Source organism: Brevibacillus sp. BC25 (assembly GCF_000282075.1).
Lineage (GTDB): Bacteria > Bacillota > Bacilli > Brevibacillales > Brevibacillaceae > Brevibacillus.
This window is the reverse complement of record NZ_AKIX01000040.1, coordinates 107,234-130,082: the sequence shown is the minus strand read 5'-3', so window position 1 is coordinate 130,082 and position 22,849 is coordinate 107,234. Positions and strand designations below refer to the sequence as shown.

20 protein-coding genes are annotated in these 22,849 nt (G+C 44.4%); 2 read left to right on the top strand and 18 right to left on the bottom strand.

The features are described 5' to 3' along the window. Window positions 1-64: 64 nt before the first annotated feature. The 12 genes from PMI05_RS12495 to PMI05_RS12435 form a co-directional block, all read right to left on the bottom strand. Window positions 65-1,264, bottom strand: coding sequence for an FAD/NAD(P)-binding oxidoreductase (locus PMI05_RS12495; protein ID WP_007721811.1), 1,200 nt, complete (start codon window positions 1,262-1,264; stop codon window positions 65-67). Between the two features lie 132 nt (window positions 1,265-1,396). Next, window positions 1,397-2,041 carry a response regulator transcription factor gene (locus PMI05_RS12490; RefSeq protein ID WP_007721808.1) on the bottom strand — a complete coding sequence of 215 codons (645 nt, stop codon included), beginning with the start codon at window positions 2,039-2,041 and terminating at the stop codon, window positions 1,397-1,399. Continuing rightward, a complete protein-coding gene (locus tag PMI05_RS12485) occupies window positions 2,038-3,114 on the bottom strand; it encodes a PAS domain-containing sensor histidine kinase (RefSeq protein WP_238543294.1) in 1,077 nt (358 codons plus the stop codon). The genes PMI05_RS12490 and PMI05_RS12485 overlap by 4 nt, the downstream gene beginning before the upstream one ends. Window positions 3,115-3,347: 233 nt before the next feature. Continuing rightward, the gene (locus PMI05_RS12475) at window positions 3,348-4,535 is read right to left on the bottom strand and encodes an MFS transporter (protein WP_007721802.1); all 1,188 of its coding nucleotides are present in this window, start codon (window positions 4,533-4,535) and stop codon (window positions 3,348-3,350) included. 43 nt (window positions 4,536-4,578) lie between these two features. Next, window positions 4,579-5,322: an ABC transporter ATP-binding protein gene (locus PMI05_RS12470; RefSeq protein ID WP_039960683.1), complete on the bottom strand. Its 744-nt coding sequence runs from the start codon at window positions 5,320-5,322 to the stop codon at window positions 4,579-4,581. Beyond that, on the bottom strand, window positions 5,309-6,130 hold the full coding sequence (locus tag PMI05_RS12465; RefSeq protein ID WP_039960682.1) for an ABC transporter ATP-binding protein: 822 nt from the start codon (window positions 6,128-6,130) through the stop codon (window positions 5,309-5,311). Before PMI05_RS12465 ends, PMI05_RS12470 begins: the two co-directional genes overlap by 14 nt. Window positions 6,131-6,137: 7 nt before the next feature. After that, window positions 6,138-7,031 (bottom strand): nickel/cobalt ABC transporter permease, encoded by an 894-nt coding sequence (opp1C, locus tag PMI05_RS12460; protein ID WP_007721796.1) that lies wholly within the window; start codon window positions 7,029-7,031, stop codon window positions 6,138-6,140. After that, window positions 7,032-7,964, bottom strand: coding sequence for a nickel/cobalt ABC transporter permease (gene opp1B / locus PMI05_RS12455; RefSeq protein ID WP_007721794.1), 933 nt, complete (start codon window positions 7,962-7,964; stop codon window positions 7,032-7,034). 20 nt (window positions 7,965-7,984) lie between these two features. After that, window positions 7,985-9,592 (bottom strand): nickel ABC transporter substrate-binding protein, encoded by a 1,608-nt coding sequence (nikA, locus tag PMI05_RS12450; RefSeq protein WP_007721793.1) that lies wholly within the window; start codon window positions 9,590-9,592, stop codon window positions 7,985-7,987. A gap of 24 nt (window positions 9,593-9,616) precedes the next feature. Beyond that, on the bottom strand, window positions 9,617-10,933 hold the full coding sequence (locus PMI05_RS12445) for an opine metallophore biosynthesis dehydrogenase (RefSeq protein WP_007721792.1): 1,317 nt from the start codon (window positions 10,931-10,933) through the stop codon (window positions 9,617-9,619). 18 nt (window positions 10,934-10,951) lie between these two features. Further along, window positions 10,952-11,758 carry a class I SAM-dependent methyltransferase gene (locus PMI05_RS12440; RefSeq protein WP_007721791.1) on the bottom strand — a complete coding sequence of 269 codons (807 nt, stop codon included), beginning with the start codon at window positions 11,756-11,758 and terminating at the stop codon, window positions 10,952-10,954. 34 nt (window positions 11,759-11,792) lie between these two features. Continuing rightward, the gene (locus PMI05_RS12435; protein WP_007721790.1) at window positions 11,793-12,638 is read right to left on the bottom strand and encodes a hypothetical protein; all 846 of its coding nucleotides are present in this window, start codon (window positions 12,636-12,638) and stop codon (window positions 11,793-11,795) included. 350 nt (window positions 12,639-12,988) lie between these two features. Between PMI05_RS12435 and PMI05_RS12430 the strand changes: the two genes are divergently transcribed. Continuing rightward, window positions 12,989-14,206 (top strand): MFS transporter, encoded by a 1,218-nt coding sequence (locus PMI05_RS12430; protein ID WP_007721788.1) that lies wholly within the window; start codon window positions 12,989-12,991, stop codon window positions 14,204-14,206. 23 nt (window positions 14,207-14,229) lie between these two features. Here the strand turns inward: PMI05_RS12430 and PMI05_RS12425 are convergent, their stop codons facing one another. The 6 genes from PMI05_RS12425 to PMI05_RS12400 all read right to left on the bottom strand — a co-directional run bounded on the left by PMI05_RS12425 (window position 14,230) and on the right by PMI05_RS12400 (window position 21,776). Beyond that, window positions 14,230-14,862 (bottom strand): YitT family protein, encoded by a 633-nt coding sequence (locus PMI05_RS12425; RefSeq protein WP_007721786.1) that lies wholly within the window; start codon window positions 14,860-14,862, stop codon window positions 14,230-14,232. 107 nt (window positions 14,863-14,969) lie between these two features. After that, window positions 14,970-16,790: a PAS domain S-box protein gene (locus PMI05_RS12420; protein WP_007721784.1), complete on the bottom strand. Its 1,821-nt coding sequence runs from the start codon at window positions 16,788-16,790 to the stop codon at window positions 14,970-14,972. A 104-nt stretch (window positions 16,791-16,894) separates the two neighbouring features. Beyond that, window positions 16,895-18,673: a glycoside hydrolase family 36 protein gene (locus tag PMI05_RS12415; RefSeq protein ID WP_007721781.1), complete on the bottom strand. Its 1,779-nt coding sequence runs from the start codon at window positions 18,671-18,673 to the stop codon at window positions 16,895-16,897. A gap of 26 nt (window positions 18,674-18,699) precedes the next feature. Then, window positions 18,700-19,527, bottom strand: a complete 828-nt coding sequence (locus PMI05_RS12410) for a carbohydrate ABC transporter permease (protein WP_007721779.1) — start codon at window positions 19,525-19,527, stop codon at window positions 18,700-18,702. Between the two features lie 21 nt (window positions 19,528-19,548). Next, window positions 19,549-20,505, bottom strand: coding sequence for a carbohydrate ABC transporter permease (locus PMI05_RS12405; RefSeq protein ID WP_007721777.1), 957 nt, complete (start codon window positions 20,503-20,505; stop codon window positions 19,549-19,551). 20 nt (window positions 20,506-20,525) lie between these two features. After that, window positions 20,526-21,776: a sugar ABC transporter substrate-binding protein gene (locus PMI05_RS12400; RefSeq protein WP_007721775.1), complete on the bottom strand. Its 1,251-nt coding sequence runs from the start codon at window positions 21,774-21,776 to the stop codon at window positions 20,526-20,528. Window positions 21,777-21,909: 133 nt separating this feature from the next. On the opposite strand from PMI05_RS12400, the gene PMI05_RS12395 reads away from it, so the two are divergent. Beyond that, on the top strand, window positions 21,910-22,806 hold the full coding sequence (locus tag PMI05_RS12395; RefSeq protein ID WP_007721774.1) for an AraC family transcriptional regulator: 897 nt from the start codon (window positions 21,910-21,912) through the stop codon (window positions 22,804-22,806). Window positions 22,807-22,849 lie beyond the last annotated feature (43 nt).

Genomic DNA, 22,849 nt, shown 5'->3' with positions numbered 1-22,849 from the left:
TAAAACTTCTCTGTTCCTTCCTGGCGTTCAAAATGATGCTCTCCTCCTCTCTTTCAAGACTGCCTTACATCAATCCTTTAAGCATGCCATTCCAATAAAGGATGGGAAGCAGTTCTCTTTTCATCAGGTACATACTGAATCTCTCTTTAGATTGGTCAAAAGGAAAGGTTTCACACGGCATCAGATTGTAATCAAATTCGGCCAGAACCAGTTTGTTGTACCCCGTTACAAGCGGGCAGGATGTATAACCGTCATACTTGGCAGCCAATGAAGTACCATTGATCAGCGCGAGGAGGTTTTTTTCGACGACAGGTGCCTGTTTGCGAATAGCAGCCCCAGTTTTGGACGTGGGAAGATTCGCGCAATCGCCAATGCCGAAAATAGTGGGGAATCTTTTGTGCACAAGCGTAAATGGATCGACATCGACCCAGCCTCCTGTGTCTGCCAATGCGCTGTTTGCAATGAAATCAGGCGCTTTCATGGGAGGCGTCACATGAAGCATGTCATACTTCCATACTACCTGCTCTTTAGTGTCAAGATTCTCGAATACGGCTTCTTTCGTATCTGCCCGCACTTCCATTAGATTATGCTTGTATCTGGTTTCGATGTTTTTGCGACGAATGACGTTATTGAGAGTATTAGCATACGTGGGAACGTCAAAAATACTTCCCTTCGCCGATGCAAAAATGATCTCTGATTGGTTGCGAACATGTAACTTGCGAAAGTAATCATCAGCCAGATACATGATTTTCTGAGGGGCTCCGCCGCATTTTACGGGTGAATTCGGGTGGGTAAAAATGGCAGTTCCGCCCTTAAAACTCCGGATAGCTTCCCATGTACTTTCTACCGTTTGGTATGCGTAGTTGCTGCAAACGCCATTCTTCCCGACGGCATCCCTCAGGCCCTTTACCCCCTCCCAATCTAGTTGCAGACCAGCAGCAACAACAAGATAGTCGTAGGAGAGGATGGTTCCCTCTTTCGTACTAAGCGTGTGCTGTTCCGGTTGAAACATGGTGACCGCATCGCAAATCCATTCGACGCCTGCGGGAATCAGAGAGGAGAGGTCACGCTCGGATTGCTCTTTTTTCGCGGCACCCCCTCCGACTAATGTCCACAAAGGCTGATAATAATGCTTCGACGCGGGATCGATGATGGCGACTTGTCCCTTGAGCCTTTTGAAAGCACGGACGATACGGGCAGCAACAGAGATTCCGGCTGAGCCTGCTCCCACGATGACTACCGTATAATGAGCTTGTTTTGCCATAGTTCCTCCTTCGACGACGATATGGTTTCCAATCGTACGATGATGGTTGACGAGGTGTAGTCTCTATATTCAGTTTATTCCTCTGTCATTTTTTCCATATAGGGGAAGTCCCCTACTTTTTGATCCATGCCATTAAAATGCCAAATCGAGATATTTATTTTTAATGGCGTATTGGATTAATTGATGCTTGGAATCCAGTCCTAGTTTCTGCATGATATTCGTTTTGTGGTTCTCCACGGTTTTGACGCTGATCAACAGCTTATCTGCCATTTCCTTATTCGTATAGCCAAGCACAATGAGTCTGACAAGCTCCTTTTCTCGTAGCGTTAAAACAGAAGGCATCGTTTTGGCATCCGATTTCAGCCATAGATCGATGATTTCTTGCGATACGGAAGTCTTGTAAAAGCGCTTACCTCTGTAGACTTCCGCAATGGCTTGAAACAGCAACTCGCCATGGCTGTTTTTTAAAATGTACCCATGAGCTCCGACGGTAATAGCCTTCTGGACAAAAATCTCCTCGTCATGCATGGTCAATATGACGATTTTCACGAAAGGATTCGACTTGCGAATCTCATTGCTCGCTGTAAACCCATCCAGCCCATTGGGCAATGACAAATCCATCAGCACTACATCGGGTTCCAGCTGATTGGCTTTAAGGATAGCATCGTTGCCCGTATGACTCTCTCCGACAATTTTTATTTGAGAGTAACTTTCGAGAAGCACACGCAATCCCTTCCGAATCATCGTGTGATCGTCAACCAAAAGCACTCGTATCACTCTGCTCTCCCTCCTTCTTCCACTACTGTTACCTTGATCGATGTACCTTCGTGGATCACGGATTGAATCTGAAGAATCCCCTCCATCTGATCCACTCGTTCTTCCATATGTTTGAGTCCCAGACCGACCCGAACCTGATCGCGAACGAATCCGATTCCGTTGTCCTGAATCTGCAAAGTCAGTTGGTCGTCTTCCTTGTACAAGATGACTTCAATGAGTGTCGCCTTCGCGTATTTTAGTGCATTATGTAAGGCTTCTTGGATGACACGGTACAGATTGATTTCCAAAATTGGCTGAAAATGATCACTGACATTGCTGTAGGAAAACGTAATAGAAACATCCTGATGTGCTTTGTTCAAGCTAGAAACAAGATGCCGAACCGTAGGAATCAGCCCCAGTTGATCAAGACTATACGGACGCAGCTGTAAAGAATACAGCTTGACGTCTTGTATCGCTTTTTCCAGCTCATTCACAATCTCTTGCATGAATTCCCGGAATTGTCCTTCCTGGTTGAGACGCGTTTGAATCGCTTGAATGCCAACCGAAACGGAATACAAGGACTGTCCTACGCCGTCGTGCAGCTCCTGGGCCAGACGCTTATGTTCGTTTTCCTGGGCTTCTAGTGTTTTTTGCAGCACCTGCTTGGAGATTCTGACCTCCTCTTCTTTTTTCTTGACCGTCATATCTTTCAAGACCAGAAGTACATCCTGCATGTCTTGTTCGCCATTTTCATAGATGACAGCCGTGCTCATTTCCATGTCAACATACCGTCCTTCATACGTGGGCATCGCAGAAAGAAAATACGGAACCTCCCGTTTGGCGAGCAAATAACATCGTTCTTCTCCCTCTTCCAGCTCTCTGCTCTGGCAGTAGGAGCAGAACGGCACCTTTTCTCCTCGCTTCCAACCGGTCATTTTTTCTGCGGATGGATTCATCACCATAATTTTTCGTTCCTGATCCATGAGAATAATTCCGTCCTGCAAGTGGTCGAAAATTTGCTTCAGATAACCGTTATCCATCGCCTTCCCTTCATCTCCATAGCAGTCAAAAAAAGTCGGACTTTGATCCATCATTGGTCCTCCATACTGATCGTATTTCTTCTATCATCCAATCGTAAGAGACGGAGAGCACCTTTCAAATAGGTACCTTCCCCTATCTTATGTGACGCTACATGATGATCAAATAGATACTGTGTCTTGATTCGCATCTGCGTATGAAAAAGCCGAGTAACCACTAGGTATGATCCCCTAGCATGTACTCGGCTTGCCATCTGAATATTCTCCTACGTGTCCTATAACGATTTCTCTTATTGTACCCCAACAGAAGTAGTGCTTCGTTCATAGGCAAAAATGATCATCGTCACTCCTAAGATTGCGCAAATCATATACATAAAGGAATAGGAGAAATAATCAGCCACTGGCCCCATGATGACTCCTCCCAAAGAAACACCCAAATCGGCCATCGCTATGAATAACCCGATTAACACGTTGCGATCCGTCTTCGGCAGAACAAAGGTTAAATACGTCGTTAACGTAGGATAAAGAAGGGCTTGAGCAATTCCCATTAATATGGCGCCTACGTATAAAAAGGCTGCCCCACCCAGGATAGAAAAGCTTACACTTAACGCCGCTGCTGCAAGAGTGAACATAATTCCCATCATAAACGATGAACGCCACTTGCCGTCTGACGGGATTTGCTTTCTCAAAACAAACCGGGATAATACAACGGTGCCTGCCTGAAGCATGAGGTAAATTCCTGCATTCCCATATTCGATTTGTACAGCGTACAACGGGATAAAGGTAGTCACAGCTCCAAAAATAATGGATGCAACAAGCATCAAGACACTGCATTTACGTAAACGAGAGTTTTTGACTAAATAGCTTACGGAACCAAACATGGTTGCTCCCTTATCTGTCTGCCCCTGAACTGGCTCGGCTACTTTTTTGTCCATTTTGGCACTATAGCCCACCGCTCCTGTAAGGATCGCAATGGTGACCATGGCAACTGTAAAAGAATGGCTATCCCCTGCTTGCCAGATGCCTAGAGCGAGTAGTGGACCAAGAATACCAGGTAAATAAGCACATAAGGAATACATGGAAATCCCTTGTGAACGATCCTTATCCGGCAACGCATCAATAATCCCTAACTGTAAGGCCATGGAGAAAAAAGCGGTACACACCCCTTGCAGAATACGTGCAACGATAAAGCCCTCTAATTCGGTGAACGTATATAAAATAAGAGCCGCTCCATTGAATATAAGAATCGTGCGGAGTATTTTGATTGGTCCATGTTTTTGGATGATTTGGCCTGCCCATGGCCGAAAAAACATGGTTGTAAACAGATACGCTCCCATAACGACTCCGATTGTTGTATTGGTCGCACCCAACTCTGCACCCTTCAAGGGAATAATGACATTCAGAATAGAGTTCGCGCTAAAATACAATAGAGTCAAGATGTACAATCGCAAAAATGGCCAAGAAAGAGCCCCTCTCATAGCTCCTTGCTCCTTCCTCTGTTCACTTTCATTGCCAATTCCATTACGCAATTATCATTTGCAACAATTTCTTCGTATAGCCGGACTGAACATCTTTTAATTGGTCAACCTTCACGATCTCTTCGATCTCACCATTTCGTATGATCATGATTCTGTCGCAAAGATAGGCGGCAGCCTGTATGTCGTGGGTAATGAAGATATAGCTCATGTCATAACGTTTTCTCAAATTCTTCAGTAATTCAAGCACTTGCATTTGCACAGAGCCGTCCAAAGAACTGATTGCTTCATCGAATAGGATGCATTTGGGTTCAGTTGAAACGGCTCTCGCTATGCATACCCGCTGAACCTCTCCCCCTGATAACTCATGCGGATATTTTTTTCGATAGGAAGGATCCAACCCCACTTGATAGAATAAATGGTCAATCTCGCTTAGAGCATCTACCCGTGCCTCTCTTTTCATTTGTAAAGGCTCCCGAATTGCCTCCTCAACCGTATAAAATGGATTGATGGAGGAAGTGTAATCTTGAAACACAGCGCTGATGTTCCCTGCTCTCACTTTTCGGTCCTCTACTTTTTTGCCCTCAAACAAGATGGTACCTCGATCAGGCTTTTCAATCCCCAATAGCAATCGTCCTAGTGTTGATTTACCACTTCCACTTTCTCCGATAATGCCTAGACACTCCCCAGACTTGCATTCAAAGCTAATGTTTTTCAACACATGCTCTCTTTCCCTTGAGAACAATCCGCCTTTCCGATATGATTTCTCCACGCACTCAATGCTCAGCAACACTAATTCCTCCCATGACTCTCTTAAAATGTTGATTCATCGCCAGCTTCGTGGAGAGTAAGGAACGGGTATATGAATGCTGCGGTTCAGAGAAGATGGCTTGGGTCGTCCCCTTTTCAACAATTTCTCCTTCTTTCATGACGAGGACTTCATCTGCTAGTAATTTGACAATCCCTAAATCATGAGAAATGAAGATCATGGAGCAACCCATTCGTTCACGCAATTGCAGGAACTGTTCAATGACTTCGAACTGCGAGATGGTATCGAGTGCTGTCGTGGGTTCATCAGCAATCAGAATGTCCGGCTCCAATACGATGGCGAGCGCAATCATGACTCGTTGCAGCGTTCCACCCGACAACTGGTGCGGATACTTATTCATCACCTCTAGCGGGTCTTTCAGCATGACGCTTTCCATGGCATTTTTCATTTTGGTTATGATTTCGTCACGGCTCCATCCAAAATGTTCCACAAGCGTTTCCTTTAGATGAACGCCCACCACGCACGAGGGATCAAAGGCACGCATGCCATTCTGCAAAATCATGCAAAGCTGTTTCCCCCTCTTTCTCCGCATCTCCTGTTCAGAGAGCTCCATGAGGTTTTCTCCTCGTAACAGAATGTCTCCCGATTGGCGAATCCCGACTTTATTCAATTTCATGATGGCCTTGCAAGTCACCGACTTCCCGCTTCCGCTTTCTCCAACAATAGCCAGGCAGCTTCCTTGCTTCACATAGAATGAACTATTTGGAACAAGCAATCGATCATTGCGACTGTCCCAGATTTTCAGGTTTTTTACCTCCAAAATGTTCATCATCCTGTCATGCTACCCCCTTTCCTTCGAGTTTAACGGTAGAGGCTGTTTCTAACCCTTGCTGCTGATATGTAGAAGTCATTAATTTGGGATCGAAAGCCACTTGAAGTGCATCAGACAAATAGTTAATGGCCGAAACAACGATCACGATGGTCAAACCGGGAGCTAGCATGAATTCCGGGCGTGAAAACATGACGTCTCTCGCTTCATTCAACATCATGCCCCACTCTGCTTCCGGTGCTTGAATGCCTAAGCCGAGGAAGGAAAACCCCGATATTTGCAAAATCATCGAACCGAAGGAGCTGCTAGAAATGACGGCAATGTCGGGCAATGCAACCGGAACAATGTGCCTGATCATGATTGCCATATTGCTTACGCCGATTGCCTTTGCGAATTTTACATAATCGGATTCCGCATATTGCATGACTGACGCTCTGATGATTCGAGCAAACCACGCCCATTTGATCCATACAAAGGCGATGATCATATTTTCAAAACCTACTCCCAAAATGCCGATGATCGCCAAGGTCATGACATATCCCGGAAATGAAAGGATCACATCACAAACGCGCATCAAGATAGCATCCGTTTTTCCACGAAAGTAACCCGCAAGAACGCCTACAATCGACCCAATCGATACAGATAGAAGCAGCGCAACAAAGACCCAGAGCATGCTGGGACGAATCGCGTAAATGAGTCTGGATAAAACACATCGCCCGAGGTGGTCGTTGCCCAAAAGATATTCCCATGATGCGGATGCAAATCGAAGCTCCATATGTACTTCTTCGGGATCATGCGGCGCAACGAGAGGCGCAAATATCCCTGCCACTGCTGTGACCGTGATAATCGATAAGGATAGGACAGCGACCTTATCTTTCCACACATTTTGTAATCGCTTCATCTAGAGACCATCCCTGAGTTTGGGGTTCAATGCCACATTGATGATGTCGGAAACGGTGTTGAACAGAATAAAGACGACTGCCAACACAAGGACATAAGCTTGGATGATCGGAAAATCCCTGCTTAAAATGGATTTGACGCTTAGTGTTCCGAGTCCCGGCCAAGCGAAGATGTTTTCCACGACGACTGTACTTCCCAAAATAATGGGAATCGCCATGCCTATTACGGAAATGGCCACCTGCAATGAATTTCTAAGAATGTGCATCGTGATCTTTTTCTCCGGTAAGCCGCATGCTCTGGCGTAGAGAACGTAGTCTTCATTCATGTTGCTTAACATGGAACTTCTGATGATTCGAAAATAGATGCCAGCATAGCTGATTGTAATCACAGCAACGGGCAATACATAGCTTTTAAACGACTCCATTCCGCTTGTCGGAAGCAAATCCAGCTTGACGGAAAAATACCAAATTAGTAAAGCTGCGAGCCAATAGGAAGGCATCGATGTCAAGAAAAACGAAACACCTCTGACTGATTTGTCCACCCATTTTCCCGCATTCAATGCGCAAGCTACCCCCAATACGATGGACAGTACAACAATGGCGAATGTCGAAACCAGTGTCAGCTTTACTGTATGGAGAAAGGCTGGTCCTAGCATGGACCACACGGGTTTTCCCGTTATATATGAATCTCCAAAATCTAGCTGCAAGCATGAGACAACCCAGTTTAGGTAACGAGTCAGAAAGGGTTGGTCCATCCCAAGTTTCGCTCTTGTTTGCGCAAGTAACTCATCCGTTATTTGGGGTATGCCTTGCGAATGCAGCACCACTTCAGCGGGATCTAAGGGAGATAGATGAATAAAGGCAAACGTCACAAAGGATATGATCAGAACCAAAGGAATCGATAGTAGTAACCTTTTGGTGATATACCTGCCCATAGCACGCTCCTCTTGTGTATTTATTCAAAGTACATCCGCTCAAATGGAAGCTCGAATTGCGTTTGCTTAAACGAGATGCCCTGCAGGTTTTTGGGAGCCAAGATCGTGACTCTTCCATTCGTAATCGGAATAAATACGGCTTCCTCATGGACAATGGTCAAAATATCGGTATATAACGATTTTCTATGTTCCTCATCAGTCGTCACCATGACTTCTTCTATTTTTTTATAGAGCTCATTAGCTTGCGCGATGCCTCTTGTCGTATGGTAATAGGAAGACTTGGAAGTAAAAGCAGCGATTGTGCTCTGCGGATCATACGCGAGTCCCCACGTTTGATTGAAGAGCAGATCATAGTCACCTGTAGACCTTCTGTTCGCAATCGAAGATGACTCTTCGCCGATAATCTCCAGATGAACCCCAATCCTTTTTACCGTATGTTGAATTAATTCAGCCTGCGTTTTTTGAGTAGACGAATTTACATCATAATAAAGCTTCATGGCTAATGGCTTTCCGTTTTTCGCTCTGATTTCGACCGCATTCCCGATACTCCAGCCTGCCTCCTCCAAAATCTTCTTCGCTTTCTCCAAATCGTATCCCCGCTTCTCTAATTTCACGTTGGCGTAATGAACATTCGAAGAGAAAAGCGTATAGGCTGGTTGTTCAGTATCTTCAAATATTTGTTTACTGATGGTTTCTCTGTCAATCGCATGCCAAAACGCTTCGCGCACAGCCGTTTCATGTACAGGGCTATCGGTTTTGCTACTATTGGCGACAATTATGCCTGTGTTCATTGGTTGACTGCGAATCATTTGGTGTTCACCTGATTCAACGAACTGATTCATGGCTTTTACATCGAGGCTATTCGCGCCTCGATCATCCGTAAATACAAAGTTCACTTCGCCCTTTTGCAGGGCCAAGAAAGTAGTTTCTCCTGCGGGAAGTACTTTGGCTGTGATTTTCTTCACTTTGGGCGCGCTGCCCCAGTATTTTTCATTCGCTTCAAATACGGCATACTGATCGACTTTATGCTCACTGAGCTTATAGGGGCCTGTTCCGTTATAACCACTAACCCCATCTTTGGTTCCCCCGTTCACAAAATTTTGGGGCGAGATGAATACATACGGTCTTGTCATCGACAATTCGACCAGTGTCGGGTAATACGGTTCGGATAAGACCAGTTCCACCGTATATTCATCGAGTACATTGCAGTCCACGATCTTGGTGGAGAGCTTGATCCACGAATGCTTGGTTGCATTGCTTTGCACCGCTTCTATATTCTTTTTCACTGCTTCTGCATTAAATGGCTCTCCATCATGGAATGTCACGTTTTTTCTCAAATGAAACGTGTACGCTTTTCCATCGCCGGAAACTTCCCAAGATTCAGCCAACAACGGTTTGATCCCATCTTCCGTATTTTCTACTAACGATTCGTACACCATCCCTTGTGCTGGCATGGAGCCGGAATAAAAATGGGGGTTCATATCGTTAATATCTTTCGAAGTGGCATACACGATCTTTTTCTCTGTATCGATTGTCTCCGTTTTTGCCGTATCTCCGTTACTGCAGCCAACCAGCAGTACGATTGTGACCATGAAAGTCCTTACTAAATATCCCATTCTTCTTGTCATACCAATTCCTCCTGAAGATACGTGCTAGTACAGTTTCCTTGTTCCGATACCCTTGCCGATCTCACTGCCTATCATCTTCAAATCTTCCTCAAAGCTTTGCACCACGAATGCATCTGATAACCGTTCGTCCTTACGTGTTCGCGAAACTTCCGCAATTTTACGCTCGTACGTTTCAATGAATGTATCGATGGTAGGGCAACTGATATCTATGTATCTAGCAATGCCCTGAATGATTTTTATCCGATAGTAATCTTCCTTTGGCATGCGCGGGATATCCCAATACCCTTCTCTATTGATAAACATTTTCCGGATGGGGACAGCAGAAAAATCGAAGTATCTTCCATCTGAGTCTGGCTCCGAAAAAGGATCGATCAACAGGGAGGTATACCGAATGAACAATAAATACTCTTGATGAATGGTTTCAAAATGAACGAAGTTTTCGATATCATCACGTGATAGACACTCCAGCCTCACCGGATAGTTATCATCCGTCATGAACTTCAGCAAATTGACTCCTTTCATATTGAGCTTTTCCACCACATTTGTGATCTCTTTCCATTGGCTCAACATATCGCGAATGAGAGATTGTGTGATGGGGCCCTCTGGAAACATTTTGTATACGTACTTTTTGATTGGTTCCTCTCCAAATATCACGCGAAGCGAGAAATCATTCATAAACAATGGAGGATGCACATAGAGGGATATGTTTCTCGTTTCCGCCTCAATCGGAGAGTTCATGACTTCCAAATCAATACCTACTTGCTCATATAATTCACAAAGTCTTTTTACATTCTGGGATGGTGAGTGCGTCGAGCCAATGTATACTTTTTTCTTAACCCCAGTCGTAATCACACGATTGGAAGGCTTATCGTGGTACCAGCGTGTATCGCCAAGGTAAGTAGAAAAACTGATAATCTCCGCATCTGAATGAATCCTGTTTAGATAATGTTGTAGTAAACTGTTGGAGCCAAAGGTCGGGGAAACTAAAACCATGCACTTTATTTGCTGTAAAACAGGATCATTGATTTGTTGTAAAACCTCTATGTAAGCATCTGTAGTGACAGATAATAGGAAGGTATCCCATTCCCCTGTAACTGTCTCATATCCATGGAATACATGATCGATTTGGCATTCGCCTTCTATCTTTTGATGCTTTTCATTTTGAACATCTACGCGAATTTGCTGCCTATTTTGCTTAAGTTCCGTAAAAAACGATTCGGAACGAACAGACTCACGCCCAACGATCCCAATGTAGCAATCCCATTGTTTTTTTAGCAGGACAGCCAATTGAATGGAAGCTGGACCAGTTCCCAATAGCAAGATTCGTTTCATAGCACCCATAGAAACCTCCTTTTACAATCAGCATGCAGCCGATGCTTTTTTATATAAAGCGATATCAAACACATGGTCAGGACGCAAGATGGTTTCAATCAGCGTCCATTTCCGCTCATCTACCTCTCTCATGGGGTAGTTAAAAAGAGACTTCATTTGATTACCGTATCGGATTGCTACGATCACTTGTTCATTTGTCAATGGATGCAATTGTTCCAGCAGGTCATATTTATTTGAAACCGTCGAGCTAAAGATGATATGGGTTGCATCCTTCGTCACATCAAGTCGTTCCACAAACTCGTTCTCCAAGCGGATAGGCAATTCACTTCCCAGCCTTTCTACAACACTCCGCCCTAGCTTGATAGCCTCCTCATCAATGTCGATACCAACCACTTCCGCTCCAGTTCGCTTCGCAATCAACAATGGCGTCATGGGAAATGAGCCTGAGCCAACCATCAACACCTTTGAATCAACAGTAACTTGGAAACTCCCAAATTCTTCTTCAATGCATGATTCTATGTTTTGAAAGTAGTCGGTCTTGTCGGCAATCCCATCCAGCAGCTTCAGCGCACGATATTTCTCCATAATGGCAACGCAAGTCGCCGATGATTTCCTTACATCCTCCACAAGCTGACTTGACTGGCTTACGATTGACGATTCTAGATGCGCCCAGGCTTCTTTGTTTCTTCCATCCGTTATGAATGTAGAATACTCATCTATGATCTTCTCTAACTCTGAGCTGTGATCGATGGTGCCGTCATATTGATCTGCTAAATGGGTGAACCTTTCAAGAAATGTAGTCAAATGTTGTTGCAACTGTTCTGGTCTATTCATTCAGTTCTCCCCTTGCTAAATAAAGTACGAAACCTCAAACGGAATCTTGTATCTCGATGAATGCTTTTCCTCGTGCCACGATTCCGACTGCCCCCTCAATATGTAGGCTTGTTACTTCATGTCTTTGCCAATTGGCCGTTACATGAATCGTACCTCCCGGTTGCCTGATTGGAGTAGCGATATCGCCTTGCTTTTTCCAAGCCAGATAGGCTCCCAGTGAAGCAGTACCAGACCCACAGCCTCTTTCCCAGATCATGCTATCCAATGGCGGAACAAAGATAAGCGGAGCCATTTCATTCGAAGCAGGCTGATACAGTAGCACACCGATCAAATTCGCCCCTACAGTTACTCCAAGCAGCTTGGCTAAAGATTGCGCACGTTTTCTTACCGTCTCATTGAACTGGTCCACTTCAATCACGATGTGAAAGAAATCAGGATACCTCACAATCACCATGTTTATTTCGTCGCCATCATAGTGGATTGACTGCTGCTCGATCTTTTTAGGAAGCGGCATCGAAACTTGGCAGTAATATTCGTCTTCGATTCTTTTTACCCGACAAGCAACGAAATGATCTGTTCCCGAAGCTTCCAGAACAATTTTGGTCCAATCATTATGCTGTAGCCCATTTTCATGCGCAATGAACGTCGCTAATGCCATGCATGCATTTCCGCAAAACTCGCCCCCGGCCATTTGCAGATGGGCTGCCGCTCCATCATGATTCGGTTTTTCGATAAACCCCACTTGTTCAGCATGGACACTATCATAGGACATCATTTTTGAGGCGATGAGCGTATACTCTTCCGCTTGATGATTATTTTTCACAAGAATGGTCATATTTTGTGTGGGATTAAACTTTATAAAATCGATTTCCCGTTTCATCACAACCTACCCTCTTACCATATTTTTAATGAACAGCTAATTATTTCGCATTAAACGTAATCATTACGATTTGAGTTAGAAAAAAATAAACCGTAATGATTACGATTATTGACGAGTACATCATATCCACAATTTGGTTATCTGTCAACTGCCCACTTGTAATTCTTTATTCCTCTTCTCATTGTTCATTACCACGCTGAGTTGCTATAAGGTCAAAGATTCCTCAGATTTAGGTATTTGTTTTTTTACAAATATGCAAAAAGAATACCTTGACTTAACAATATGGAACATGTAATCTTTACCCGCACCAAAAACGGGATTATACACTACAGAAAGGTTGTATTGACTTCATGGAATTATCTCAAACTACTACCAAGAAACAGGCCAACAAGGAAAAGTCTTCTATCTCTTTGCTCTCTCTTACTGTGGGCTCTTTTGCCATTGGGATGACGGAATTTGTCATTATGGGTCTGCTCCCGAATGTTGCAGAGGATTTGGGAGTTAGTATCTCCTCTGCGGGTCAACTCATTACCATGTATGCTCTAGGGGTAGCAGTCGGTGCACCGATACTGACAGTCCTCACCCACCGAATTCCCCAAAAGAAGCTACTCTGTCTACTAATGGTTCTATTTATTCTCGGGAACGGAATCTCTGTTTTTGCTCCCAACTACGAAATACTGATGGGGGCACGCCTGATCACCGCTTTGACACACGGGACATTCTTTGGAGTTGGGGCTGTTGTAGCCTCTAGTCTAGTAAGTCCTGAAAAACGTGCAGCAGCCGTTTCCATTATGATGGCAGGCCTGACGATCGCCAATATTATTGGTGTACCTTTGGGGACTTTCATTGGTCAACACATGGGGTGGCGAGCCTCATTTGGCTCTATAGCAATCATGGGAGTAATAGCACTCATCGGAATACTCATTTTCGTCCCCAAAATGCGGCAAGAAAATACCGGGAGTATCACTGGGCAAATTACCGCTCTTCTCAAGCCCAAGCTCCTTCTGTACCTACTGATCGGAGCACTGGGCAACGCGGGTCTATTCACCGTATTTACGTACATTACGCCACTGCTGACGCAAATTACCGGTTTTGCTGAGTATCATGTAACGTGGATTCTTGTCCTCTTTGGCTGTGGAGTGACCATCGGAAATATCGTGGGCGGAAAGCTTGCGGATTGGAAGCTGATGCCCTCCATACTCGGACTTTACTTTACTATTTGCATCATTCTCACGCTCTTTACGTTTACCCTGTACAGTCCAATAGCTGCCGTATTGACTATTTTTCTATGGGGCGCTGCTTCTTTCGCTGTATTTCCAGGGCTGCAAGTGCGTGTGATGAATCTCGCACAGAATGCGCCAGCGCTTGCTTCTACCTCCAGTCATTCTGCCGGAAATCTAGGAAATGCAGCTGGTGCTTTCATTGGCGGATGGGTTATTACTCATCTTCATATTACCTCTCTCCCATGGGTCGGCGCTGTACTCGTAGCACTGGGGCTGATTTTGGGAATCGCATCCTATATGGCTGAACGCAAGCAGCAACAAAGTGAAAAAGGGTACTCAATTTGAGCACCCTTTTTCTTTTGCGCTGGTTAAGCCGTTCCGTACGGTTTTGCCAGGATTCGCTCCCACATCGGAATAAACAGCTTGATCAGCGGTCCGATCGCAAGGGCCGTCACAAAGGTTCCCACCGAAACGGGCCCACCAAGCAACAAGCCCAACACCATGACCGTGCACTCTATACCGATCCTGACTTTACCGATGCCCCATCCCATTCGCTCATGTAGCGCTAACATAAAACTGTCACGTGGACCGGCTCCTAATCGTGGAGAAATATACATGCCCGTGCCGACCGTATAGATGAGCAGACCGACAACAAACAAAATGGCTCGTTCTATAACGGTCTCTCCTGTAGGAATCCAGTTCAGCCACATGAATAAGTCAATAAACAGCCCGAAGAAAAACATGTTTAAAAACATACCCATGTTCGGCCGAATCTTGCCAATGATGTAGGAAGCGAGAATGATCAAGGCTCCCACGATCTGCGACCATATGCCGATGGTCAGTCCAAATGTCTTCTGTAATCCGATATGCAGTGTATCCCACGGTGCAACACCTAAATGAGCCTCAATCATCATGCCAATACCAAACGCCATGACCGCCAGTCCGATCATAAACACGCTGTATCGAACTGCAAGCGGATGAAGCAGTAACTTCCTCCACATGATTTTCTTCCCCTCTAAAAATTCTGACTTTTTCAGCGCAAGTAGGTGGAGATTTGGTGAATGGTACCTTATTGCGAACGATTTGAGTATTCAATAGGATCACCTTCCTATTTCGAAATGGGAAACATGATTTCCACGATAGTGCCCTTGTTAACCTCACTTGAGATGGTGATGGTACCTTGATGATCTTTCATTATTTTATTGCTGACAAGTAAGCCTAAGCCTGTACCTTTCTCTTTCGTGGTATAAAAAGGTTCGCCGAGTCTAGGTAGCAGCTCTTGGGAAATGCCACATCCATTGTCGGTAAATCGAATCAGCACTTGGTTATCACGTAGGCATGTGGTTTCTATGCTGATTTCGCCATTCGCCGTAATAGCATCCAGGGAATTCTTTAAAATATTGATAAAGACTTGTTTTACTTGATTTTCTTCTCCTTTGATCGCTATCGGTATATGGCTGAATATGGTGTTGATCGAAATGTTGTTTAGATTCGCTTCTGATTCGAGAAACTTTACCACACTTTCAATGAGAGGGTGTAAAAGAATCCGCTTCACATTCAGAGTTTGCGGTTTGGCCAATACAAGCAGCTCACTCACGATAAAGTTGATGCGATCTAGCTCGGACAACATAATGTCTGTAAAAATAACGCCCTCCGATAGCGTTGGCCGCAAGTACTGGATAAAGCCTTTCAATGACGTAAGAGGATTCCTTATTTCATGCGCGATACTTGCAGCCAATTCACCGATTACGGACAGCTTCTCTGTTTTGCGGAGAAGTTCTTCGTTCTGCTTCCTCTCCGTAATATCACGTGTAACGTTGATAAAGTATTGACTTTCGCCATCCGAGCTAAAAAAAGGCATTCCTTTCGATTCGAGGTAGATCCATTTCTCGTTTTCCACTCTGTATCGATACTCACATGTAATAGGTATATCGAATTGAAGCATAGTGGAAAATCGCTCAAAGACGAGTGATGCATCTTCTGGATGTATGTTTTCAATGATAATTTGGTTCGTACCTAATTTCTTCAGATGTGAAGGTGAACCATACGATACGTGACCGTTCTTATCAATCACGGATATGAAGTCTGCTGTGTGTTCGGCAATGAATCTATACTGTTCCTCGCTCTTGCGCAAAGCTTCTTCAGACTGTTTTCGCTCAGTGATACTGCGTGAAACGAATAGAAAGCTATCAACCTCTTTGTTCTCAGACATAATCGGAACACAACGCGACTCCCAGTACACCCACGATCCATTTTTATGACGTATTCTGATCTCCATTTGTACATTTTGGGGATTCGTGGAGAGTAAGGGACGCAGGTCTTTCACGATTTTCACATCATCGGGGTGAATGAGATCAAAACTATTCGTTTGCAGAAATTCATCCGGTGTGTATCCCAAATGGTGTTCGATAGAAGGAGATACAAAAAGATTATTCATGTCTACATCATGTTGACAAATAACATCGCTTGTATTTTCTACGAGGATACGGTACTTTGCCTCGCTTGTCACGAGAGCCTCTTCCGCCATTTTGCGGTCCGTAATATCCCTTGCGATAACTGAAGTGCCTACAATCGTTCCTTCTGTATCTCTTATAGGGGAAGCTGTTAGACCTACCTGCACGATCTGGCCATTTTTTCGTTGACGCATGGTCTCATAGCCCGTAATATTTTTCCCTTCATATTTAACCTCGTGGAAAATTTCCTTTGTCTCGTCAATAAGATCTTCAGGTACGAGACAGTACGGGTCATTCAGGAGGTCTTGATACGTCCAACCATAGATTTTTTCAAAAGCACTATTCACAAAAAGTATTTTACCATGCATGTCCCTAACTGAAATCGCGTCCATAGTCGTTTCAACAAGTGACTGAAGCAGCTCTTTCATGTTGAACTGTTCTTGTCTAAGGTCGATTCTCTGAGCTTCTTTATCCATATGTTTATACCTTCCTTAAACGAAGATTGTGAATAATGTTAATATTCTATGCCTGTTGAAAATATCCTTGAGAAAATATCTATCCCACTAAAAAAAACCGCCCCTTAAAAAGGAGCGGTATCGCATTTCAAACATGTAATTATCACTAATCCCGACGGTTTCACCTTCAGACGATGCGGCACCTTCTGAACTGCCAACGGAGCCATATGTACCAGGTTGCCGCAACAATCATAAACCTCTACTACTCTGTCAGGTAACTCTCTGTCTGCATCCAAAACCAGTTCGTGGTGTAACGTCCCGTTGATAATGAATAGCTTTTTATTGCCTGGCTCAACCACCTTCACGTATGGACTACCATAGACTGCCATGACTACTTTCGATAGATTCCGCGCGTGAACATTAGGATAGAGCAACTCGGGAGCTTCTGCGCGTAAGTCTCCAAATAAAAGGACATCTCTGTTTTCTCTCCAAAACTTCAACCAGAATTTTGTCATTTCGAAATGCTCCGGCGGCAATTTCTCGAAGCGCATCGAAAATTGTGGAACCGCAAACAAAACATTAATGAGCTGTAGAGCCGCATTTTCAACGTTATCTTCCGGGCTCCACATCAACATGTCTGAGTGAACAGCGGTGTTACCGGATAACAACCGCAAATCGATCGTCCCCACCCTATTGGTAACGGCATCATTCGGACAATCTGCAACCCGAAATATGTTCCCAAACCTTCTCATAAAGGGACCGATATACTTCTGACGAAATTCAATCATGACATCAGCTTTCTTGGCATGTAACCGCGCGAAGATTCCTTCAAGCAAGCATTCAACCGCTTCTTGAACGGAGTCAAAATCTCTTCTCCCATCATTTTTGAAAGCTTTTTCATTCGCTTTGTTCAAATCAAACTCATCTATAAAATCTAGCTTGAAGCCATCGACGCCCCATTCGTTCAGAGCAGTTTCATAAGTGGATATCAAGTATTCCCGAACGTCGGGATACCTTGGATCTAAAACACCTGCTTGCAGATGCTCTCGATACAATAGCATCTTATCTTTATAGGTATCCCACGCTTTCGAATGCAGACCGATAAAAGGCATACTGTACCACAGGATGTACTTCATTCCCATGGCCTGAACTCTTTGCACATGTTCTTTCATGTTGCCGATTTTTTGATGAGCGACCTCCCAATCCCCGCAATAGGCATATCCTCTTTGATTATCGGTTGTTTGCCATCCGTCATCCACGATTACGGTGTCACACCCGATCTCTTTTGCCATTCTACATTGTTCTTCGATCTCGTTATCAACGAGCTCTTGATGAAAAGAATACCATGTGGAATACATCGGGAATGTTGCCGCATCGGGTATCATGCATGGCCGATAGGCATCCATACTCTCGTACCAAGAGGATATGGCCTGAATCGCTTGTTCATAAGGAATGTCTCTTTGATCAATACGAATGGTTCCCTCATACCTTTTCATCGGTTTGGAAGGCTCTGAAAAAAGCGTGATTTGACAGCGAATCGTTCCGTCCTCTTCACGGATCCCCATGTTAAAAGTGACGGTCTCTATTGCATTGGAATAAGCAATGGCGAGGCGATTACGTCCATCCGAGCTGAGAAAGCAACCAACGGGCGCAACAACCGTTCCTTTGGAAGAGAAGCCTTTACCCCAATCGACTCCGAGACTTTTGCTGCGAAAACTGCCAGGATGCCAGTACGATTGTATATTGACCGCAGGGTAATGCCATTCGAGTTGAACCTGTGGGAATGAAATTTCCTCATCCGCTTCCATTCGGACATGTACATAGGAGATGCCGCCGTCAGTACGTTCGTTTTGCAATTTGACCCGAATTGCAGGGTCATGATATGCCTCTAAGTGATGAAGCATCGTTCCTCCTCCTTTTTATGATCAGTTTACTTGAATCCGGTAGTAGATGCTCCGTCCATGATGTATCGTTGTGCCAGGAAAAAAACAACGATGGGAGGAATGCAGATCAAGAGAGTCGTTGCCATGACGGATATGACATCCACATCAAACATCCCTTTAAACTGCATCAGGCCAAGCGTCAGCGTATATTTGCTTTGATCATTCAAGAAGATTAATGGGCCAAGGTAATCATTCCAGGAATTGATCATCTGATACACACCTCCCACTACGAGCACAGGAGACATCAACGGAAGAATGATCTTGAAGTAGATTTGCAGGGAGTTGGCGCCATCTATCCGTGCGGCATCTTCCAGTTCTTTTGGGATTGTCAACAGGTATTGTCTGAATAAAAAGATAAAAAAGGGGCTTCCAAACCACGTCGGGACAATCAAAGGCAGCAATGTATCGATCCAACCGAGTGCATTAAACTCAATGTACTGAGGAATAGCGGTCACATCCCAGGGAATCATCATGGATGCCAAAAGAATCATGAATAACGTATCTCTCCCCTTGAAGTCAAATCTAGCAAACCCATAAGCAACAAGGGATGAAGCGAGTAACTGTCCGATCACGCCAAGCCCTGTCACGAGCACGGAGTTGAGCAAAAAAGTCGTAAACGGCAGCTTGTTCCACGCCTTCAGGAAATTGCTGAAATGAAATTCGGAAGGAATCCATACGGGCGGATAAACAAACGCTTCTTCGGGTGACTTCACAGCCGTCAAAAACATCCAGATAAATGGAGCAAGGAATAAAAAGCTAAAAAAAAATAATACGGAATGAATCATCAGTTTATAAACACGATTGGGTTGAATCATCGTACCTCCCCCTACGTTCGTTTATTTCTTCCCTTTCCTTTCATTTTCGTAATACACCCAGGTTTTCGATGTTTTGAACAAAACGAAGGTCAGTGACAAAATAATCAGAAACATAAACCAGGCATTTGCCGCTGAGTACCCCATCTTAAAATAGCGGAATGCATTCTCATAGACGTACATGGCGTAAAAATAGGTCGACCGCAACGGCCCGCCTTTGGTGATGACCAAAGCAAACGTTAGCTGCTGAAATGCGCTGATGACCGCAGTGATCAGATTAAACAACATGGTTGGGCTGAGCATGGGCAGTGTGATGGAGAAGAATTTGGAAAAGACTCCAGCGCCGTCTATTTCTGCTGCTTCATACAATTCTTTGGGGATGTTTTTTAGTCCAGATAGAAAAACCAGCATCATGACACCTTGCCCCCATAATCCCGCAAAGACAATGGCAAAGAGTGACCACTCCGGATCGCTTAACCAACGCGGACCTTCAATGCCGATCCATGACAAAAAATAATTCAGAAGGCCGTATTCTCCGTCATAGACCCAGGCCCAGATAAGCGACAGCGAAACTCCTGCAATTACGGTCGGCAGATAGAAGATCGTTCGATACCAGGTGGAGCCACCGACATTCTGATGTAAAAGTAGGGCAAGCAGCAAGGATATGAAGATATTTAACGGAACCAGGATTGCAGCAAACTTGAAGGTAACCCCTAAGGACTCCCAGAAAATCGGGTCATTCGTAAACATCTGCACGTAATTATCAAAGCCAATAAACTGCGGAGTACCGACTATCGGATAATCAAAGAAACTGATGGCAAGCGAAAAGAAAAGAGGTCCCAGTGTAAAAGCAACGAAGCCAATGATCCAAGGTGAAATGAAAAGGTAGGGTGTGAGATTCCCCCGCCTATTCTTTTGTGATATAGCACCCTTTTCAATTTGTTCTCTCTTCTCTCTCGTCTGAATATTGGTCGAAATCATCTTGCAGAATCGCCCCTTTGTTACTTCGTTTCAACAAACTGATTCGAAACATTCACCGCTTCATCCAAGGCGTGATCTGCTTGGGCTTTTCCGAGTAAAACAGATGAGATGGCATAATCCAGATTTTTATCAATTTCGTTCCATTTTGAATTCAGGAGGAAAACTGGTACCTCATCGGCTTTCTCTAGCATGGAATAAAAGGGTTTACGCAATGGGTCTTCCGCTACTTTTGTTTCCTTGGCGACACTTTTTAGTGCTGGCATGTCACCCTTGCGTATTTTGGCTCCCTCTGCAGAGACAAAAAATTTGACGAACTCCCACGCAATTTCCCGTTGCTTGGTATCCTTTGCAATGGATACTCCCGCCGTATGAATTACACCTTTTACTGGCTTTTCTGGAAAGGCTGGCAATTCCACCGTACCAAAATCGAGTCCTGCTTCTTTAAATCCTTCCAATGGCCAAACCCCGTTTTCGATCATGGCGATTTTGCCTGACTTAAAGCTCTCGGTGTATCTGTCGCTCTCCACTACGATGGCACTTCCATCTTTGATCAGATCGCTAAAGATGGAGATCGCTTCTTTTGTTTCTTGGCTGTTCATGAACCCTTCCAGCTTCTTCCCATCCGGACTGATGAAATTGCTACCATTGCTCCATACGAACTCTTGGAAGGCATAAGAATTATCTTTTTGCTTCAAAACAAATCCGTATTGTTTTTTGGCCGGATTGGACATCTGTTTGGCTGCGGAACGAAAATCATCCCATGTCCATCCTTCTGTTGGATAAGGAACGCCAGCTTCATCGAAAAGTCTTTTATTGTAGTAAATGACACGGGTGACAAAGCCAACAGGTAATCCGTACGAGCTCCCTTCAAACTTGTGGTAGTTAAAGATGTTTTCATAGAAGTCTTCCGTGATGGACTTAGCCGCCGTATCCTTTGAGAGTAAATCATCCAAGGGCAGCAGCGACTGATAATAGTTAGGATAATTCCACATATACATCACATCGGGCGGGTTCTTGGTACCAAAGGAGGCGGCAATTTTATCATCATAGCCTTCCGCATAGGATTCCACTTGGATTTTGACATGGGGGTTTTTCTGTTCAAACAGCTTCGCAATTTCTTGTTCATACTTCAAGCTCTCCCCTGTGTCCCAGGTAGCGAAGCGAAGCGTAACCTGATCCGACGAAGGTGAAGCCATTTCATTGCTGCAAGCGGATACAAAAAATGAGGAAAGTAATAGCACGCAAATGATGGTAGGTACAAATTTCTTCATGTAGTCTCCTCCTCGAGAAAAATATTGTTGCGTTTAATATGTAGTGAATTTTCTGATAAAATGTGTTAGTTTTATATTAAATCCAGCTCCAGCGGCTATCAATCGTAATAAAGTGCGATCGGAGGGTAATATATTGTTGTATTTAATCAGTAAGAAAAACAACTATGGAAGCTACGGATTTCGTTTTCAGGACGATTCTCGAAATGAAACAGCGAATATATGGTCGATTGGATGGCAAAGGCAGACTTCTGCCAGTTACGATTGGGATGGCTTAAATCGAAGCGATGTCGGGACATATGTCTTTCAATACACCATTTCGGGGAGCGGACGCCTGGATATCGGGGAAAAATCATACCCATTACGGGCAGGAAAAACCTTTGTGGTGGAAATACCTAGCTGTCATCGGTACTATTTTTCCGGAGAAAGTGATCACTGGGAATTTGTTTACATCACGCTTGTTGGCAGCCAAGCTACTGAATGCTGGAAGTACATACAAGCGAACGGGGGGCCTGTCTTAACGATTCCACCAGAAGCGAAGCTCATCCAGCTTTTGCTCAAGATTTATCAGGAAGTTTGTGAAAAACGAGTGACTGATCTTTACTGTTCTTCAGCAAAAGCGTACGAGTTCGTGATGGAGTGCTATCGGTTTATGAAAAACATAGATAATCCGAGCAAGCAGGTACCGGATCGGATTTCGGAAGCCGTTTGTTTTATCCAAGCTCATTACAAGGAAACCATATCGCTGGAAGATATCGCTAACGCGGCAGGATTATCCAGATACTACCTCATCAATCTGTTTCGCGAATATTTGAATACGACTCCCCTCCAATACATCACCAAGCTTCGGATTGAAAAAGCAATGGATTTGCTAACCCAAACGAACCTCTCCGTCAATGACATTGCTCTAGCAATCGGATACGCAAATGCCAACTATTTCAACAAAGTGTTCAAAAAGCTCATTGGGACATCCCCCGGTCAATTTCGAGAATGCAAAAACACCTTGCCGACCGCACATATTCTGATCGAGTAAGAGAACAGGAAGAAACCCGACAAGAAAGCTGTCGGGTTGTATT

Coding starts and splice junctions, on each gene's coding strand:
- PMI05_RS12495 (WP_007721811.1), bottom strand. CDS start 1,264: ATGGCAAAACAAGCTCATTATACGGTAGTCATCGTGGGAGCAGGCTCA.
- PMI05_RS12485 (WP_238543294.1), bottom strand. CDS start 3,114: ATGATGGATCAAAGTCCGACTTTTTTTGACTGCTATGGAGATGAAGGG.
- PMI05_RS12475 (WP_007721802.1), bottom strand. CDS start 4,535: ATGAGAGGGGCTCTTTCTTGGCCATTTTTGCGATTGTACATCTTGACT.
- PMI05_RS12465 (WP_039960682.1), bottom strand. CDS start 6,130: ATGAACATTTTGGAGGTAAAAAACCTGAAAATCTGGGACAGTCGCAAT.
- opp1C (WP_007721796.1), bottom strand. CDS start 7,031: ATGAAGCGATTACAAAATGTGTGGAAAGATAAGGTCGCTGTCCTATCC.
- opp1B (WP_007721794.1), bottom strand. CDS start 7,964: ATGGGCAGGTATATCACCAAAAGGTTACTACTATCGATTCCTTTGGTT.
- nikA (WP_007721793.1), bottom strand. CDS start 9,592: ATGACAAGAAGAATGGGATATTTAGTAAGGACTTTCATGGTCACAATC.
- PMI05_RS12445 (WP_007721792.1), bottom strand. CDS start 10,933: ATGGGTGCTATGAAACGAATCTTGCTATTGGGAACTGGTCCAGCTTCC.
- PMI05_RS12440 (WP_007721791.1), bottom strand. CDS start 11,758: ATGAATAGACCAGAACAGTTGCAACAACATTTGACTACATTTCTTGAA.
- PMI05_RS12435 (WP_007721790.1), bottom strand. CDS start 12,638: ATGAAACGGGAAATCGATTTTATAAAGTTTAATCCCACACAAAATATG.
- PMI05_RS12430 (WP_007721788.1), top strand. CDS start 12,989: ATGGAATTATCTCAAACTACTACCAAGAAACAGGCCAACAAGGAAAAG.
- PMI05_RS12425 (WP_007721786.1), bottom strand. CDS start 14,862: ATGTGGAGGAAGTTACTGCTTCATCCGCTTGCAGTTCGATACAGCGTG.
- PMI05_RS12420 (WP_007721784.1), bottom strand. CDS start 16,790: ATGGATAAAGAAGCTCAGAGAATCGACCTTAGACAAGAACAGTTCAAC.
- PMI05_RS12415 (WP_007721781.1), bottom strand. CDS start 18,673: ATGCTTCATCACTTAGAGGCATATCATGACCCTGCAATTCGGGTCAAA.
- PMI05_RS12410 (WP_007721779.1), bottom strand. CDS start 19,527: ATGATTCAACCCAATCGTGTTTATAAACTGATGATTCATTCCGTATTA.
- PMI05_RS12405 (WP_007721777.1), bottom strand. CDS start 20,505: ATGATTTCGACCAATATTCAGACGAGAGAGAAGAGAGAACAAATTGAA.
- PMI05_RS12400 (WP_007721775.1), bottom strand. CDS start 21,776: ATGAAGAAATTTGTACCTACCATCATTTGCGTGCTATTACTTTCCTCA.